The organism is endosymbiont of Riftia pachyptila (vent Ph05), from assembly GCF_000224455.1.
Lineage (GTDB): Bacteria > Pseudomonadota > Gammaproteobacteria > Chromatiales > Chromatiaceae > Endoriftia > Endoriftia persephonae.
In genome coordinates this window covers 1-16,879 of record NZ_AFOC01000082.1, presented here as the reverse complement: position 1 = coordinate 16,879, position 16,879 = coordinate 1, and the positions used below count along the sequence as shown (strand labels likewise).

Below are 16,879 nucleotides of genomic sequence, written 5' to 3'. Positions count from 1 at the left end.
GGCCAACTCCAACTTCGGCTTCAACCTCTCGATCTGGGACCGGCTGTTTGGCACCTATCGGCAGCAGCCACGGGCGGGGCATGAGGGGATGAGCATCGGCATCCACCACTTCCGTAACGCGCAGCAGGTGGATCGGCTGCCAGGCATGCTGCTGCTGCCCTTTATCGGGCAGATCAGCGGCTATGCCATCAACCGCCGCCAGTGGCAGGACAAGGAGAGTTAGCGCCTGTCGTCCTCTTTCTACTCGCTCGCCTGGCGGGTTGAGACTCATCATTGCGCTGCGCATGCAAGTGTGCTGAATTGTTGCGCCACTGGCGGCACGGAGTATTCGCTGACGCCAGTTCGATTGATTACGACAGGAACACAAAGCTATGAGGATCTCGCTGAAGCCTGGCTTCGCGCTGCTGCTGGGGCTTAATCTCGCTGCAAATCTCCAGGCCGATCCGCTGCAGCAGGCGCTGCAGGAGCAGCGGCGCGCCGACCAAGAGGCGATCACATCGCAGCAGCGTGTCGAGCAGCTGGACGATGAGGCGCGGCATTTGCTCGAGCAGTGGCGCCAGGCGTCGGCGGAGCTGGAGCGGGTTGAGAGCTACAACCGCCTGCGGGAGAAACAGCTGGTCGCCCAGCAGCAGGAGCTTGAGAGCCTGGAACGGCAACAGCAGGCGCTGCAGCAGACTCGGCATGAGATCGGCCCACTCACCAGCCGCATGACTGAGGTGCTGGAGCAGTTTGTGGCGCTCGATATCCCATTTCTGCTGCAGGAGCGCCAGCAGCGGGTGCAGCAGTTGCGCGAGCTGGAGAGTCAACCTGATACTGATCTTGCAGAACGCTTTCGCCGGCTGCTGGAGGCCTATCAGATCGAGTCTGAGTATGGGCGCACTATCGAGGCCTATCAGGGGGTGCTGGAGGCGGACGGCGGCGAACGTATGGTCGACTTCCTGCGCATCGGGCGGGTTGGGCTCTTCTACCGGACCCTCGATGGCAGCCAGGCCGGTATCTGGGATGTCGCGGATAAGAGCTGGCGAGGCCTCGATGAGGATGCTGGGCGGGAGATCGACCGTGCGATCCGGGTGGCACGCAAGCAGTTGCCGCCGGACCTGCTGCTGTTGCCGGTGCCTGCGGCGGAGGTGGTGCAATGAAGCGCTGGCTGTTGCTGCCACTGGCGATGTTCTGTTGTCTACCGGCGTGGGCGGAGCTGCCTGCCAACGCCACCCTGGATGGATTGCTGGAGCAGGTGCGCGATACCCGGCTGATGCAGCGTCAGCGCCACATCGAGCGAGAGGCGCGGTTTCTGCAGCGCAGGGAGGAGCGCCAGGAGATACTTGAGTCGACGCTGCAAGCGCTGCAGGCCGCGAAGCAGAAGCGCCAGCAGCAGGATGCGCAGTTCGCTGAGAATCAACGGCTGTTGCAGCAGCGGCGTGAGTTGCTCGAGCAGGCCAGCGCTGAGCTGGGTGAGCTGTTCGGCAGCGTGCGTCAGGCGGCCTCACAGAGTCGTGAACGCTTCGCCGACTCGCTGATCAACATCGAGAGGCCGGGTGATCTGCAGCAGTTGAAGTCGCTGGCCGAAAGCCGCGAGCTGCCTTCCATCGACAAACTGCAGAGCTTCTGGCAGCTGCTGTTCGAGCGCACCCTGGCGGCTGGCAAGGTGGTTCGCCTGCAGAGCCAGGTGATCGGCGCCGATGGGCGGGAACGCGAGCAGAGCGTGACCCGCATCGGCCCGTTCAGTGCAGTCTCTGCTGGCCGCTATCTGCGCTATTTGCCGCAGAGCGGCCGGTTGGTGGAGCTGGGGCGGCAGCCGGATCACCGCTATCAACTTGTCGCCAGGCGTTTCGAAGCGGCGGGTGAGGCGGGCGGCATGATGGCCATCGATCCCTCCCGCGGTGCGATTCTGGCGCAGCTGGTGCAGACGCCAACCCTTGAAGAGCGGATTCGCCAGGGTGGTGTGATCGGCTACCTGATCATAGCCTTGGGGGTGGTCGGTCTGTTGGTGGTGATCGAGCGGTTGGCGGTGCTAGGCCTGCTCGGTCGCCGCATGAAACGACAGCTCAAGCTCGAAGCGCCAGGCGGGAATAATCCCCTGGGTCGGGTGCGCCAGGCGGTTAGCGGCGAGGCCGAGGTGGATGCGGAGACCCTGCAATTGCGCCTCGACGAGGCGATCCTGAAGGAGATCCCGCGGCTGCGCCGAGGTCTGCCGTTGGTCGGCATCCTGGCTGCGGTGGCACCATTGCTGGGGTTGCTCGGCACGGTTACCGGCATGATCGAGACCTTTCAGTCGATTACCCTGTTCGGCGCCGGGGATCCGCGTCTGATGTCCGGTGGCATCTCCCAGGCGCTGGTGACTACCGAACTGGGGCTGGCGGCGGCGATCCCACTGGTGCTGCTGCACAGTTTTATCTCCGGGCGCAGCAATCGGCTGATCCAGATTCTGGATGAACAGAGTGCCGCGATGGTGGCTGAACGGGCGGAGTCGAGGCATGGACCGGCTGTTTGAGTGGATGCCGATGGAGACCGCCGCCTTCCTCGACCGGGGCGGGCCGGTGCTGTGGCTGATCCTGCTGCTGTCGCTGCTGATGTGGTTGATGATCGCGCTCTGTTATTCGCATCAGTGGTGGCCAAGGGGCGGTTCGGACAATCACCGGGGTGACTATCTCGGCTTGGTCGAGGCGATGGTGCAGATTCTGCCGATGCTCGGTCTGCTGGGCACGGTGGAGGGCATGATCGATCTGTTCCATGTGATGGCGAGCCACGGCTCGGGCAATATTCGCGGCATGTCGGCAGGCATCTCCACCGCCCTGATCACCACCATGGCGGGACTGGTCAGCTCCCTCTCCGGTTTCTATTTTGTCAATGATCTGCGCCACCGGATTCTCGACCCGGGCCGCAATCGGGAGGGGGGCTGATGCGCCACCGGCATACCGAGGGTGAGACAGGTAGCGTCACCATCAATCTGACGCCGTTGATTGATATGGTCTTCATCCTGCTGATCTTTTTCATGGTGACCTCCTCTTTTGTCAAAGAGACTGGGGTGGAGGTGGACCGGCCCAGCGCTGCTACCGCGCTGCGCCAGGAGCAGGCTGCGATCCTGATCGCGGTTACCAGCAGCGGTGAAATCTGGATCGACAAGCGGCGCATCGACCCGCGTGCGGTGCGTGCCAATGTGGAGCGGTTGCGGGCCGAGAACCCCGAGGGAGCGGTAGTGATCCAGGCCGACCGACAGGCGCCTACCGGGGTGGTGATCCAAGTGCTCGATCAGGCGCGTCTTGCCGGTGCTGCCAGTGTCTCTATCGCTGCCAGCGAGGTGCCGGGACGGTGAGATGGGGGCTGGCGCTGCTGATCGCACTGTTGGTTAATTTCGGGTTACTGAAACTGATGCAGTCGATGGTTACCCCCGATCACCAGCGGGGCAACACGCAGCTATCCAAGGCATTACCGATCGACTTTGTGCGCCTGCCCCCCGAGGAACCGCCGCCGCCAGCTGAGGAGCCACCGTCTGAAGCGGAGGAGCCGACGCCTGAGCTGCCGCGGCCGATGCCTGCTGCGGCCGCGGCGAAAAATCCTCAGATTGAACTGCCCTCCTGGCAGGCGCCGAATCTTGCGCTGCCGCTGGATGTAGGCAATGGTCCCTACCTGGGGGGCTTCGCGACACCGCCACCACCCCCGCTGCCGGCGGAGCCGGTGCCGCTGGTGCGGATTCCGCCACGCTATCCGCGGCGAGCCCTGCTGCGCCGCAGCGAGGGCCATGTGGTGGTGCAGTTCACCATCGACCCCGATGGCGGGGTGAGTGATCCGAAAGTGGTGGAGGCCGAGCCGAAGGGTTTTTTTGAGCAGGCTGCGCTGCGCGCGATTCGCGGTTGGAAGTTCCAGCCCCAGCTGGAAAATGGCGTGGCCGTGGCGCGTTCAGCTACCCAGACAATCCGCTTCTCCCTGAAAAAATGATCAAGCTGTTACTGCTCCCTCTGCTGTTGATCGCCTTCGCCAGCGACGCCTGTGCCAAGGAGCCGCCGCCCGCTCAGCTCGCCTCCCGTCTTACCTACGAATACCTGTTTTTGGTGGAGGCATTGATGCGCCATCAGCGTTACGATGAAGCGGCACTGGAGCTTGAGGGGTTGCTGCAGCGTGTCGCGGGCAATGGCTACGAAACCGCCTTGGTACATCAGAGTTTTGGCTATGTGGAGATCGGTCGGGAGATGTATCCGAGTGCGATTCGCCACTTCAGGGCCGCAGTGGATTCGGCGCAACTGCCCGCGGAGGTGTCGCACCAGCTAAGTTACACGCTGGTCCAGCTGCTGTTTCAGGAGGATGATGCGGCGGCCGCACTGCAGCTCTTGATCCGCTGGATGAAGTTTGAGGCAAAACCTCCGCCCCGCGTCTATCTGCTGAAGGCGCAGATCCACCGTGCCCTGGATCAGATCGAGGCGGCGATCGATGATCTCGAGACGGCAATCCGGCTGAGTGATGATCCCGCAGAACCCTGGTTTCAACTGTTGGTCGGCTTCTATCTCGACGCGAAGAAGACTAAACAGGCGGTTGCCCTATTATCGAAGATGATCGTCCGCTTTCCGGCGACGGCGGCCTACTGGCGGCAATTGGCCGGATTGCAGATGGAACTGGGACGGGAGCGGGATGCGCTGGCGACTCTGGAGCTGGCGCATTCCAGAGGCCAGCTGAAGCAGCGGGAGATCCTCTGGCTGGCACAGCTCTACCTGCATCAAAAGATGCCGCAGCTGGCGGTGCAGCTGCTGGCGACAGGGGTGGCGGAGCAGGACCAGAAGGCACTGGAGCTGCTCGCCCAGGCCTGGGTGCTGGCACGGGAGCCGGAGAAGGCGTTGCCGGTATTCGATGCATTGGCCAAGCTCGATCAGAGTGGCCGCTGGGAGTTGCGCGGCGCGGAACAGCTAGTGGAGCTGGAGCGTTGGGATGAAGCGGCGGAACGCCTGCAACGGGCTGTAAAACAGCTGAAACGACCCAGTTATGACAACTGGGTGCTGCTGGGGGCTGTCTATATCCGCCTGAACAAATTTCCAGAGGCGCAGGCGGCATTCACTCGGGCAGAGCCGTTGGCCAAAGGTGAACCACAGCGTAAGCAGCTGGTGGAGTGGCTGGGCTATCTGGAGCATCAGCTTCAGCGATAGTCGATCCTTGTCCATACTTCACGTTAAGAGGAGACAATGGATGACACGGCCGAATTTCTGACTACCATCGGTGGCGTCCTGCTGTTTGGACTGCTGACTGATTTTCTTGGGCGCCATACCTTCCTGCCCAGAGTGACCCTGTTGCTGTTGTTTGGTCTGTTGATTGGCCATGAGGGGCTGGACCTGATCTCGTCGGTGGTGAGCGAACGTTTCGAGATCATCACTAATATCGCGTTGCTGATGGTGGGGTTCCTGCTGGGGGGGAAGCTCACTGGCGAGTCGCTGAGAAGCTGCGGCAGCCAACTATTCTGGATCTCTGTCAGTGCGGTGGCCGGGACCTGGCTGGCAGTGTTGCTCGGGTTGCTGACAATCGGCGTGCAGCTGGAAGTGGCGATCCTGCTGGCCTGTGTTGCCACCGCCACCGCGCCTGCAGCCACCCTGGATGTTGTTGTCGAAACGGGTTCCAAGGGGCGCTTCGCCAATCTGCTACTGGAGATCGTTGCCATCGATGACGTCTGGGCGCTGATCCTGTTCGCTTTCGGTGTCTCTCTGGTGGCTCTCATGATGGGCAACGAAGAAGGGGCGGCGACGATCCTGTCTGCGTTCTGGCAGATCGGTGGAGCGCTGCTGCTGGGGCTGGCCATCGGTGTGCCGGCGGCCTATCTGAGCGGACGGATACGGCCCGGCCAACCGATGTTGATCGAGGCGTTGGGGCTGGTTTTTCTCTGTGGGGGGATCGCTATCTGGCTCGATCTCTCGTATCTGATTGCCTCGATGGTGATGGGGTCAGTGATTGTCAACCTAGCCCGACATCACGACTATCCATTCCATGCGATCGAGAATGTCGATTCGCCGATGATGGTGATCTTCTTTGTGTTCGCCGGCGCATCGCTCGAACTGAATGCCCTGGTGGGGGTGGGTTTGATTGGTGTGACCTATGTGGTTTGCCGCAGTGCCGGCAAGCTGCTGGGAGCTTGGCTGGGCGCGATTTGGGGTGGCTCAGGAGAGAGGGTAAGACGATGGATGGGGCTTGCGTTGCTGCCCCAGGCGGGTGTTGCAATCGGTATGGCGCTGGTGGCATCGACTCGGTTTCCCGAGCATCGGCAGATGCTGCTTTCGGTAGTGATCGGAACGAGTATTTTTTTTGAACTGATCGGCCCGGTTTTTTCCCGCTGGGCACTTCAAAGAGGAGAGCGGCGGGGATGAATTGCGGGCAAGGGTGCATCTTGTTCAGCCTCTGGAACTGGGTGATATGGCTTATTATTGTGGCAAATACCCTGTTTTTTCTTGGATACATATTGAAACAGTTCGGTAACATATTGAATTAAAAGGATAGAAAAAGCTGGCAANGCTCTTGCATAAGACCTCTGGAATATTCCAACTAACAAAATGCAAGAGGACGTATCGATGAAGTTGACCCCCTTGGCCCTCGCGATCAGCGGGATTGCTGTTCTCCCCCAGGTAGTTGCAGAAGAGGTGGCCGAAAACCTCTCGGAACTGGTGGTGGAGGGTGAGGCACTGTCTTCTCCAGCGCTGTCGGTGATGCCGATGGAGGATGCAAAAAAAGGTATCCCTGCTGACGCGGCTGAGCTGTTGCGCGGGGTAACCGGCGTCAGTGGCGCCCGTATGGGTGGTCATGGCATTGAACCGATCATTCGTGGCCAGAGTCAGAACCGACTCAACATCCTGATGGGCGGCGCCTACATCCATGGTGGCTGTCCCAACCGCATGGATCCGCCCACTGCCTATTCCGCCATCGAGAGCTACGACAGCGTGACCGTGATCAAAGGCTCCCAGACAGTGCTCTACGGGGGAGGTGGCGGCGGTGGCACCGTGCTGTTTGAGCGTGGCGTGCCTGAGTTTGAGGAGGGCGAGCGTTTTAAGGGCAAGGTCGATGTGGGTTTTATGAGCAACTCCAATACCAAGGAGTTGGCTGCGGATCTGGCGGCAGGAGCAGAACAGGGCTATGCCCGCGCTATTGTTGGTTACAAGGATGCCGATAACTATGAAGATGGTGCTGGCAACGAAGTGCGCTCCGCCTACAGCAACAAGTCAGGCAACCTGATTCTCGGCCTGACGCCGAGTTCGGAGACTCGTCTGGAGCTTAATCTCGAGGCGACCCGTGAGGATGATGTGCTGTTCCCTGGTGCCAATATGGACTCCCCCTACAGCGATGCGGACAACATCCGCTTCAAGATTGAGCATCAGCCCGATGCAGGTGTGCTCGCAGGTTTCAAGGTGGAGGCCTACAATTCCGATGTCAAACATTTGATGGACAACTATTCACTGCGCACCCGTACCGCCGCGCGCAATATGAAGACGCCGACCACTTCAGATACCCTGGGTGGCCGCATCAGCGGTGATCTCATGTTGGGCGATAAGACCCTGACTCTGGGTGTTGACTACCAGAAAAACGACCGCGATGCAGAGCGCCTGCAGGGCGCCACCACGGCGCTGACGGATGATCCCTCAGTGGTGCAGTCGATCATGTGGCCGGGTGCCGAACTGAAGCAGACTGGCTTGTTTGCCGAAATCGAGATGCCCGTGGGCAGTGAGGACAGCTTCAAGGCGGGGTTGCGTTACGACAAGGTCGATGCGTCTATCTCCCGCGGTGATGAGAAGCCCGAAGTGAGCACAAGCCCAACTCCCAATGACCTCTATGCCACCTACTACGCTAGCACCTCAGAGAGCAAGAGCGAAAACAATCTAGGTGGTTTCCTGCGTTATGAGCACGCCATTACCATGGGTAAACTCTATGCAGGAGTCAGCCGCAGCGTGCGAACCGCAGATGCCTCTGAACGCTATGTTGCCAGCTGGATTGTGATGATGGGCAATGATACTAGCTGGGTTGGTAACCCGGAGCTTGAGCCGGAAAAAAATCATCAGATTGAGGTTGGAGTTGAGTTGGCCGATGCAGTATGGAGTAGCAGTTTCAGCCTCTACTACAATAAGGTTACCGACTACATTCTGAGGGATTTGGCACGGGCTCAGGATGGCATCCTGGTTAACAACGCCACAGCCACCATCTATCGTAACGTAGATGCCAGCTTTGCCGGTTTTGAGTGGGATGGCACGTATCAGTTTAGTGATCAGTTCTCAGGCAATGCCGGGTTGGCCTATGTACGTGCTGAGAACACGACTGATAACCGCAATATTGCTCAGATCGCACCGCTGGAACTGACCCTGGGCCTCGACTACACCCGCGGTGATTGGGCGTTGGGTGGTCTGGTGCGGGCAAATGCCAAACAGACTCGGGCCGATCTGATCGACGGCAGCGGTCAGGATGTGCAGGAGACCCCCGCCTGGGCGGTGCTCGATCTGAACGGCAGCTACAGCTTCAACGACCGTGCCGATATCCGCTTCGGCATCAACAACGTGTTTGACAAAGAGTATGCCTATCATGTGAACCGGGCCAACCTTGATCCCTTCAGTCCCGAAGCGATTCAGGTGAATGAGCCGGGCCGTGAGGTGTGGGTCAAGGCATCGCTTAAATTCTGAGCGTGTTCTGGCGGAGGTCATCTAGGTGATAAGCCAGGCAGTCATAAGGTAGTGTCCGTCCGGAAACGCCATGTTTGGACGCAGAGAAGCGCAAAGAACGCAGATGTTTATAGATAATATTTGTGATCTCCGCGCTTCTCTGCGTATCGTTTTTACTGTTTCTGGACGGACATTATCTATCGACGAAAGAGAGGTTGTTTTGGGATAGCCAGTCGGTCGATGTGACCGGTTTTTCTTGTGCAGAGGATGGTGGGAAGCAGGTCAAAAGAGATCGACACTACCACTCTCGACATTCTGTTGTGCTACCGCCTTGTTCTGATCCAGCTGTGCGAAGCCCTGCTTGCCATTGTTGATGATTTTCTCCAGGTCGGAGAGACGGGTCTGGAAGTGTTCAATCTGCTGCTCGAAGTCGGACTGCTCGAAATGGAGGGCGATCAGTCCGTTGATGAAAGCCTCGATCTGTTCTGAGCGCTGGGCGATGTGATCGACCAGTTGTACAGCAATATCCTCAAATTGTAGGGAAAGTATGCCGGTATTGACGTGCTGGCGGATGCTATCGGAAAGCTCATTGATGGTCTCTGCTTGGGTGGTGGCACCCTTGTTGAGCGCCCGCATCTCCTCCCACATGTTTCCAACCTGATCTTGGGCCTCGAGTGCGTTTGACATGTCAGCCTCTGCCATCTCCTGAATATTGACTGAGACGCGCTCCATGGTGCTCTGGGTCTGCAGGATCAGGTCGCGGATCTGGTCGCTAAACTGGTTGGTGCGGCGGGAGAGGTTGCGCACCTCATCGGCTACCACCGCAAAGCCGCGCCCTGCATCACCCGCTCGGGCTGCCTCGATTGCGGCATTCAAAGCCAGTAGATCTGTCTGACTGGTGATATCGTTGACATCGTTGAGCAGTGAGACCACTGAGTTGACCTGCCCGGTCATTTCGCTGAAGTTGTCGACGATGGCACTGCTGTTATTTTTCATCTCTGAAAGGGTGGAAATATAGTTGGTGACGATCTCCTGACTCTGAGTGCTGAAGCGATTGATGCCCTCTGTCTGCTCCTTGTACTGGTTGCCGCGGGCCACGTTATAGAGCTCTTCGACCAGCACCTGCAGGCGCTGGCGCTGATCTTCGGTTTCGTTGTCCAGACCGGTAAAGCTGCCGGCGAGTTTTTCGGTGGCGCTGTGCAGAATATCTTTGGCCTGATTCAGTTCCCGTCGAAGACTGCTGAACTGTTCACTGACAACATCGAAGGCACCATTGGATGTCGCCATATAATTGCCGAGCATACGGGCAATCGCCTCTTTTTTTCGCTCAGCTTCGGCGGATTGTTTGTCTCTGCTACGTGAAGCGACCAACAGGATGATGACGATCAGGGCGGGTGTGGTACTGAGCAGGAGCAGTAGCCAATCTGGTAACTGCGCCAGGAGTGAGACGGTTGTCATCACAGAGAAAAGCAGGATCCCTGCCAATGAGCCGTAGAAGAGTTTTTGGTTCACTATGAATTGTCCATCATTGTTGCAGTCTGGCGGTTGCAAGTCCGCCTGCTTTCGCTTCAAGAATGTAAATCGGCAGAGAGTTGGAAATCTTTTGTTCTTAATAGGTTCGGCAGGAAAAGAGTCAATTTTGTGTGTACGAGGGGCGATTGAAACAGTCTCAGACTCGCTTCTCGCTAGCCAGATCAGGTTCGCCGCAGTGGCGTAGAATCTCTGTCCTGGCCCGGTCGCGCAGCAGAATCGCCTGCTGCCAGGCATCCTCTATCCCCGGGACAGGGACAACTGGCTCGCATAGGGTCAGGCTAATCTGGCTGGGATGGATGAACCAGTCGTTGGCATGCAGGATAGAACGGGTGCCACGGATTGTAATGGGCTGCACTGGCAGAGCGGCGTTTGCGGCGGTGGAAAAGGCGCCCATATGAAACGGTAGCAGCCCGGGTCTGCGGCTGAAGGTGCCTTCTGGAAAATAGCATTGAGACTCACCCTGCAGTGCACTGCGCTGTGCAGTATCGGAATCAGTCACTGCCTGGCGGGGATCAGACCGTTCCACAAACAGGGTATTGATGCGTTTGAGAAAGGTATGGGCGATCCAGTTTCGACGCAGCTCTGATTTGGCGACAAAGCGAAAAGAGAAGGGCAGCAACGCGACCAGCGCAATGCCGTCGAGATAACTGCAGTGGTTGGCGACCAGGATGACGGGCTGAGTGACGGTGGGGAGATACTCTGCTCCGCGTAGTGTCAGTCGGGTGCCGCTGGCCTTGGCCAGCAGGCGAGCCATGGCGCGCATCAGAGGCCAGCGAAAAGTCGTGGGCAGAAGCATCACAGAGAGATAGGTGAAAGCGGCCAGAATATAGAAGATTCCACGGGTATAGAGCGAATAAGCCCAATCTTTGGCGCTGCCAACAATGCGCCGGATGCGGTTTGGAAGCGTGGAGAGGGAGAGCTGCAACTGTTGTTGCCAGACTGGTCTGGGGTGGGCCTTGATTGCGCCCTGTTCAAACAGTGTTCGGCATGCGCCGCGCCGGATCTTGCCACTCGATGTCTTGAGGATGATGCCTGGTGCGGCGAGGATGATCTCATCCGGTGCGATCATGGTGAGGTAGGTGGCGATGCTGTCGATCCGGGCGCTCAACGCTTCCCGCTTGGCCGGATCCTGCTCGCGGGTTTCGGCCAGTATCACCAGTCGTTCGCCCGGCTGGTTCTGGTTCTGACTGGAAAAGATGGCCACCCGACCCTTGCGGATACCCTCCAGGTTACCAATGGCCTCTTCCAACTCTTCGGGGTAGATGTTGCGGCCAGCACGAATGATCACATCCTTGCTGCGACCGGTGATAAACAGGTCCCCGTCTGCAAAGTAGCCGAGATCCCCTGAGCGTAGCCACTCGCCGTCAAACAGCTCACGGGTGGCCTGGGAGTTGTGAAAGTAACCGCTGCAGGCTGAGGGGCCGCGGAACTGAATCGCCCCCTGTTGACGTTCTGGCAGTTCATGGCTAGCCGCATTCACCACCCGCACCTCATGGTGGGGGAGGGGATGCCCGCAGGCGACAAAGCGCAGTGCCCGTGGATCGTCCGGTTCGGCGGCTATTGCCTGGCCACTGCGGCTGAATTCGAGGCGTCTGATCCGGTCGATCAGCGGCTTGCGATGCAGTGGCGGGAAGGTGAGCCCGACACTCGACTCCGCCAGGCCGTAGACCGGGCACAGGGCCTCCGCATGAAAGCCGTAGGCAGAGAAGCGCGCCTGAAAGCTTTGCACGGTCTCCGGGCTGACCGCCTCGGCGCCATTCAGCGCGACCCGCCAGCGGCTCAGATCGAGCCCCTCCAGTGCTTTATCATCGATTCGGCTGCAGCAGAGCTGGTAGGCAAAATTGGGGGCGGCGGAGAGGGTGCCGCCATAGCGGTGGATCGCCCAGAGCCAGCGTTCGGGTTTTGCCAGAAAGCTCAGCGGCGACATGATTACCAGCTGCGCGCCAAAGTAGAGTGAGCCAAGCCAGGCGCCGATCAGCCCCATGTCGTGATAGAGCGGCAACCAGCTGACAAAGATATCGCTGGCATTTGCCTCGATGGCAGCGCCATCGGCGCGGATATTCGCCAGCAGATTGGCATGGGTCAGGATCACCCCTTTGGGGGTGCCCGTGCTGCCAGAGGTGTACTGCAGGAATGCTGTATCGATCGACCGAAGGATCACCGGCGAGAGCGCCTGTGGATTACCGTGCAGTGCATCCAGAGTCAGCAGTTCGCGCAGGCTCTCCACCTCCGCCTTCAGCAGTTTAGCCAGAGATTTTGCCGCCTCGATGGTAATCAGATAGGTGGCCTTGGCATTGGAGAGAATCGAGATCTGGCGCCGGAGATGATCCTGCAGCTGACTGGGCCGCAGCGGAGGATAGATCGGCACCGGCACGCCGCCGGCATAGAGCACGCCGAAGAAGCTGTAGAAGTAGTCGGACCCCGTCGGCAGCATCAGACAGACCGCCTCACCCGGTTGCAGACCGTGCCGTTGCAGAGCAGCGGCAACCTTGAGGGCCCCTTCATGCAGCTGTCGATAGCTGATCCGTTCACCCTCATCGCTGTCACTGTAGAGGCGGATATGCGTGCGCTCCCCATGATGCGCGACATGCCAGTCGAGCATTTCGGTAAGGCTGCCGGCCTGTTCCGGTGCCTCGTTGGATCTGCCCGCCTCAGGGATGACAGGAGGCGTTCCCTCCAAGCTGGTCGTAGTCGGACTGCTGAGAATTGCACGTAGCAGATCGCGTGGGGTCTCCGCCTCAGCGAAGCTCTGCTCAGGCAGGCTGACGCCGAACTGGCGTTCCAGACGGGCGACCAGTTCCAGCCGTCCCAGGCTGTCGAAGCCCAGATCCCGCTCCAGATGAGAGTCGAGTGTAGGCGGCCGCCAAGCTGTTTGTAGAGGATGGAGTTCTCTGGCTAGGGTGGCGATGATCTCCAGTAGAGGAGTGGCCGCGTGTTTTTCTGAGTGGAGCTGTTGTGGTGCTTCCATGGAGGGGGCCAATTTTATGACTACTCATGACTATATAGCAGAGTCGGATCGACCCCGTTTTACGGTAGAATCTCGCCTTTCCGCTGTTTTCCTGTGCTGCCTGTGACCATAGCCGACAACAAACTCCCCAGCCCTGAATCGATTGAGCAATGCATGCTGGCGGACCGCCACAGCTTCCGCCGGCGTTTGCGTGGTCTGCAGCAGCGGAAGAATAACAACCAGCCCTACGATCAGGGGCTGCTCAAGCTGCGCCGGGATATGGATCGCTCAAGCGAGCGCCTTGCTCAGCGACAAGAGAGCCTGCCGACCCCCGAATTCCCGCCCGAGCTGCCGATCACCACGCGTCTCGATGATATCCGCAAGCTGATCGCGGAAAATCAGGTGGTGGTGCTGTGTGGTGAGACCGGCTCCGGCAAGTCGACCCAGTTGCCGAAGATCTGTCTCGACTTGGGGCGCGGTGTGGCGGGCTACATTGGCCATACTCAACCGCGGCGCATTGCGGCGCGCAGCCTGGCGGCGCGGGTGGCCGCCGAGCTGGGCAGCGAGACAGGCCATGCGGTGGGCTACAAGGTGCGCTTCCATGATCATGTGGGACCAAATTCCCATGTCAAACTGATGACAGATGGCATTCTGCTGGCGGAGATCCAGCAGGACCCCTATCTGAATCAGTACGACACCCTGATCATCGATGAGGCCCACGAGCGCAGCCTGAATATCGATTTTCTGTTGGGCTACCTGCAGCAGCTGCTGCCGAAGCGTCCCGACCTGAAGCTGATCATCACCTCAGCCACCATCGACCCGGACCGCTTCGCCAAACACTTCCGCGATGCGCCGGTGATCGAAGTTTCCGGCCGCACCTTCCCGGTGGAACTGTACTACCGGCCGCTGGAGGAGGAGGGGGCCCATGAGCGGGAGGATCCGATGCAGCAGGCGATTGTCGATGCGGTGGATGAGCTGTCGCGTATCGATCGTGGCGATATCCTGATCTTTCTCAGCGGCGAGCGAGAGATCCGCGAGACCGCCGAGACCCTGCGCAAGCACAAGCTGCCGCTGACCGAAGTGCTGCCGCTCTACGCCCGACTCGGCCCCGCCGACCAGGCACGGATCTTCAAACCTCACGGCGCGCGGCGCATCGTACTTGCCACCAACGTGGCGGAGACCTCACTCACCGTGCCCGGCATTCGCTATGTGATCGACGCGGGCTTTGCCCGCATCAGCCGCTACAGTCACAGGAGCAAGGTGCAGCGGCTGCCGGTGGAACGAGTCTCCCAGGCCTCGGCGAATCAGCGCATGGGGCGCTGTGGACGGGTCGCCAAAGGTGTCTGCATCCGCCTCTACTCGGAGGAGGATTTCGAATCACGGGTTGCGTTCACCGAACCGGAGATCCTGCGCACCAACCTCGCCTCGGTCATCCTGCAGATGAAGCAACTCGGCTTCGGCGAGATCGAGGCCTTCCCGTTTGTCGATCCGCCCGACTCGCGGTTGATCAAAGACGGCTACCGGGTGCTGGAGGAGATTGGTGCGATCGGCGGTGACAAACAGATCACCCATCTTGGCCGTCAGCTGGCGCGGCTGCCGGTGGACCCGCGCATCGGTCGCATGCTGTTGGGCGCCGCCCACAGCCACTGTCTGCGCGAGGTGATGGTGATCGCCGCAGCGCTGAGCGTGCAGGATCCGCGTGATCGTCCCATGGATAAGCAGCAGCAGGCGGATCAAGCCCATGCCCTGTTTCGCCACGAGCAGTCCGACTTCATCGGCTATCTGCAGCTATGGGAGCATCTGCAAGAGCAGCGCAAACACCTCTCCCGGGCCAAGTTCCGCAAATACTGCCGTTCGATCTTCCTCTCCTCGACCCGGGTGCAGGAGTGGCAGGAGATCCACACCCAGCTGCGTATGCAGCTGCACGACATGGGTTTCAAGGAGAACAGCGAGGAGGCAAGTTATGAGCAGATCCACCGGGCGCTACTCAGCGGCCTGCTGAGCCACATCGGTTTCAAGAGTAAGGAGCGCGACTACCTGGGCACACGCAACAGTCGCTTCCATATCTTCCCCGGCTCGGGGTTGTTCAAGGCTCAGCCAAAGTGGGTGATGGCGGCGGAGCTGGTTGAGACCACCAAACTCTACGCGCGTACCCTGGCGAAGATTGAGCCGGAGTGGATCGAGGCTGCCGCTGGCCATCTGATCAAGCACAGCTACTCGGAGCCCCACTGGGAGAAAAGGCGCGGTCAGGTGGCAGGCTACGACAAGATTACCCTGTTTGGTCTGACCCTGATCCCGCGGCGCAAGATCAACTTCTCCCCCATCGATCCGCTACTGGCGCGGGAGATCTTCATCCGCTCGGCCCTGGTGGAGGGCGACTTCCAGACCCGCGCTCCCTTCTGGCGGCATAACCAGGAGTTGATCGAGGCGGTGCACGAGATGGAGGCGAAGTCGCGCCGCCGTGACATCCTGGTGGATGAGGAGCGCATCTACGCCTTCTACGACCAGCGCATCCCGGAGGGGATCAGCACCACACCTGCCTTCGAGAAATGGCTAAAACAGGACGCGAAACAGCAGCCGAAAAAACTCTACATGCGTGAGGCCGAGCTGCTGCGCGAGGAGTCGGAGTGGGTCGCTGACGGACAGTTTCCCGATCACCTCGACATCAACGGCATGGTGCTACCGCTGGAGTACAGCTTCGAGCCCGGCAGCAAAGAGGATGGTGTCACCCTGGTGGTGCCAAAGGATGTGTTGAATCAGGTCTCCGAGGCGCGCTGCCAGTGGCTGGTGCCGGGGTTGTTACAGGAGCGGGTGGTGGCGCTGCTGCGTGGCCTGCCGAAGGCGCTGCGCAAGTCGTTTGTGCCGGTGCCAGAGACCGCCGCCCGCTGCCTGAAAGGGCTGGAGCCGAGTGATCGGCCGTTGGTGCAGGTGCTTGGCGAGCGGCTGAAGCAGCTTACCGGGGTGCATGTGCCGGAGGATGCCTGGGATGAGTCGACCCTGCCGGAGCATCTGCGGATGCGTCTGCGGGTGGTGGATGAGAAAGGTCGCACCCTGGAGAGTGGCCGTGAGGTGAATCCGCTGCGTCAGCGTCATGCTGGCGGTGAGGCGGGGCAGGGGCACAGGCTCAGCGGTCAGACCATCGAGCAGGGGGGCTTGACCCGCTGGGATTTTGGCAGCGTCCCCGCCACGTTGGATGTGCAGCGCGGGGCGATTCGTCTGAAGGGCTTTCCGGCGCTGGTCAATGAGGGGGAGACGGTCGCGATCCGTGTGCTCGACTCCCAGGCCAACGCTGAGCGGGCTCACCAGGCGGGGGTGCGACGGCTGATCATGTTGGGTATGGCCAAGGAGATGCGCTATCTGCGCAAGAACCTGCCGGGTCTGGCGCGAATGCGGCTGCAGTACGCCAAGGTCGCCGAGCCGCCCAAGGGGCTGGTGGTGGAGCGCTACAAGGGGCTGGAGGATGAGCTGGTCGCTTTCATCGTTGACCAGACCTTTCTCGACGGCCGGCCGGAGATCCGTGACCAGGCAACCTTTGAGCAGCGCATCGAACAGGCGCGGGGGGAGATGATGAGCCTGAGCAACCGGGCCTGTGCTCAGGTGGGGGAGATCCTTGACGCCTACCAGCGGGTGCGCAAGGGGCTGGCCGGTATCACCCAGATCAACTGGCTCGCCTCAGTGCAGGATATGCAGCAGCAGCTCGACCGGCTGCTGTTCAGGGGCTTTCTGCAGCACACACAGGTGAATCGGTTGCAGGCCTTCCCCCGCTATCTGAAGGCGCTAGAGCGGCGTA

The 16,879-nt window shown here is 60.0% G+C and carries 12 protein-coding genes; 10 read left to right on the top strand and 2 right to left on the bottom strand.

Translation table 11 applies throughout. From position 1 onward, the window contains the following. The 9 genes from RIFP1SYM_RS12385 to RIFP1SYM_RS12345 form a co-directional block, all read left to right on the top strand. The coding region (locus RIFP1SYM_RS12385) for a sterol desaturase family protein (protein WP_039960446.1) at nucleotides 1–223 on the top strand (223 nt) is incomplete at its 5' end. A 148-nt stretch (nucleotides 224–371) separates the two neighbouring features. Beyond that, nucleotides 372–1,139 carry a DUF3450 domain-containing protein gene (locus RIFP1SYM_RS12380; protein WP_005965211.1) on the top strand — a complete coding sequence of 256 codons (768 nt, stop codon included), beginning with the start codon at nucleotides 372–374 and terminating at the stop codon, nucleotides 1,137–1,139. Then, a complete protein-coding gene (locus tag RIFP1SYM_RS12375) occupies nucleotides 1,136–2,491 on the top strand; it encodes a MotA/TolQ/ExbB proton channel family protein (protein WP_005965210.1) in 1,356 nt (451 codons plus the stop codon). Before RIFP1SYM_RS12380 ends, RIFP1SYM_RS12375 begins: the two co-directional genes overlap by 4 nt. Next, complete coding sequence (locus RIFP1SYM_RS12370) at nucleotides 2,475–2,900, top strand: MotA/TolQ/ExbB proton channel family protein (RefSeq protein WP_005965209.1); 426 nt, start codon at nucleotides 2,475–2,477, stop codon at nucleotides 2,898–2,900. The genes RIFP1SYM_RS12375 and RIFP1SYM_RS12370 overlap by 17 nt, the downstream gene beginning before the upstream one ends. After that, nucleotides 2,900–3,313: an ExbD/TolR family protein gene (locus RIFP1SYM_RS12365; RefSeq protein WP_005965208.1), complete on the top strand. Its 414-nt coding sequence runs from the start codon at nucleotides 2,900–2,902 to the stop codon at nucleotides 3,311–3,313. The genes RIFP1SYM_RS12370 and RIFP1SYM_RS12365 overlap by 1 nt, the downstream gene beginning before the upstream one ends. Then, a complete protein-coding gene (locus tag RIFP1SYM_RS12360) occupies nucleotides 3,310–3,936 on the top strand; it encodes an energy transducer TonB (protein ID WP_005965207.1) in 627 nt (208 codons plus the stop codon). The genes RIFP1SYM_RS12365 and RIFP1SYM_RS12360 overlap by 4 nt, the downstream gene beginning before the upstream one ends. Beyond that, nucleotides 3,933–5,132 (top strand): tetratricopeptide repeat protein, encoded by a 1,200-nt coding sequence (locus RIFP1SYM_RS12355; RefSeq protein WP_005965206.1) that lies wholly within the window; start codon nucleotides 3,933–3,935, stop codon nucleotides 5,130–5,132. The genes RIFP1SYM_RS12360 and RIFP1SYM_RS12355 overlap by 4 nt, the downstream gene beginning before the upstream one ends. 36 nt (nucleotides 5,133–5,168) lie before the next feature. Next, the gene (locus RIFP1SYM_RS12350) at nucleotides 5,169–6,338 is read left to right on the top strand and encodes a cation:proton antiporter (RefSeq protein WP_005965204.1); all 1,170 of its coding nucleotides are present in this window, start codon (nucleotides 5,169–5,171) and stop codon (nucleotides 6,336–6,338) included. A 201-nt stretch (nucleotides 6,339–6,539) separates the two neighbouring features. Beyond that, complete coding sequence (locus RIFP1SYM_RS12345; protein WP_050798763.1) at nucleotides 6,540–8,630, top strand: TonB-dependent copper receptor; 2,091 nt, start codon at nucleotides 6,540–6,542, stop codon at nucleotides 8,628–8,630. Nucleotides 8,631–8,891: 261 nt separating this feature from the next. On the opposite strand, the gene RIFP1SYM_RS12340 is transcribed toward RIFP1SYM_RS12345, so the two are convergent. Both RIFP1SYM_RS12340 and RIFP1SYM_RS12335 read right to left on the bottom strand, forming a co-directional pair. Next, nucleotides 8,892–10,121 (bottom strand): methyl-accepting chemotaxis protein, encoded by a 1,230-nt coding sequence (locus tag RIFP1SYM_RS12340; RefSeq protein WP_240992108.1) that lies wholly within the window; start codon nucleotides 10,119–10,121, stop codon nucleotides 8,892–8,894. A gap of 157 nt (nucleotides 10,122–10,278) precedes the next feature. Then, the gene (locus RIFP1SYM_RS12335) at nucleotides 10,279–13,110 is read right to left on the bottom strand and encodes an AMP-binding protein (RefSeq protein WP_039960444.1); all 2,832 of its coding nucleotides are present in this window, start codon (nucleotides 13,108–13,110) and stop codon (nucleotides 10,279–10,281) included. Between the two features lie 153 nt (nucleotides 13,111–13,263). Here RIFP1SYM_RS12335 and hrpA point away from each other — a divergent pair. Beyond that, on the top strand, nucleotides 13,264–16,879 hold a 3,616-nt coding region (gene hrpA, locus RIFP1SYM_RS12330; protein WP_039960443.1), incomplete at its 3' end, for an ATP-dependent RNA helicase HrpA.

Bases quoted from the DNA above. Each gene is read 5' to 3' on its own strand.
- RIFP1SYM_RS12380 (WP_005965211.1), top strand. From the start codon at position 372: ATGAGGATCTCGCTGAAGCCTGGCTTCGCGCTGCTGCTGGGGCTTAAT.
- RIFP1SYM_RS12375 (WP_005965210.1), top strand. From the start codon at position 1,136: ATGAAGCGCTGGCTGTTGCTGCCACTGGCGATGTTCTGTTGTCTACCG.
- RIFP1SYM_RS12370 (WP_005965209.1), top strand. From the start codon at position 2,475: ATGGACCGGCTGTTTGAGTGGATGCCGATGGAGACCGCCGCCTTCCTC.
- RIFP1SYM_RS12365 (WP_005965208.1), top strand. From the start codon at position 2,900: ATGCGCCACCGGCATACCGAGGGTGAGACAGGTAGCGTCACCATCAAT.
- RIFP1SYM_RS12355 (WP_005965206.1), top strand. From the start codon at position 3,933: ATGATCAAGCTGTTACTGCTCCCTCTGCTGTTGATCGCCTTCGCCAGC.
- RIFP1SYM_RS12350 (WP_005965204.1), top strand. From the start codon at position 5,169: ATGGATGACACGGCCGAATTTCTGACTACCATCGGTGGCGTCCTGCTG.
- RIFP1SYM_RS12345 (WP_050798763.1), top strand. From the start codon at position 6,540: ATGAAGTTGACCCCCTTGGCCCTCGCGATCAGCGGGATTGCTGTTCTC.
- RIFP1SYM_RS12335 (WP_039960444.1), bottom strand. From the start codon at position 13,110: ATGGAAGCACCACAACAGCTCCACTCAGAAAAACACGCGGCCACTCCT.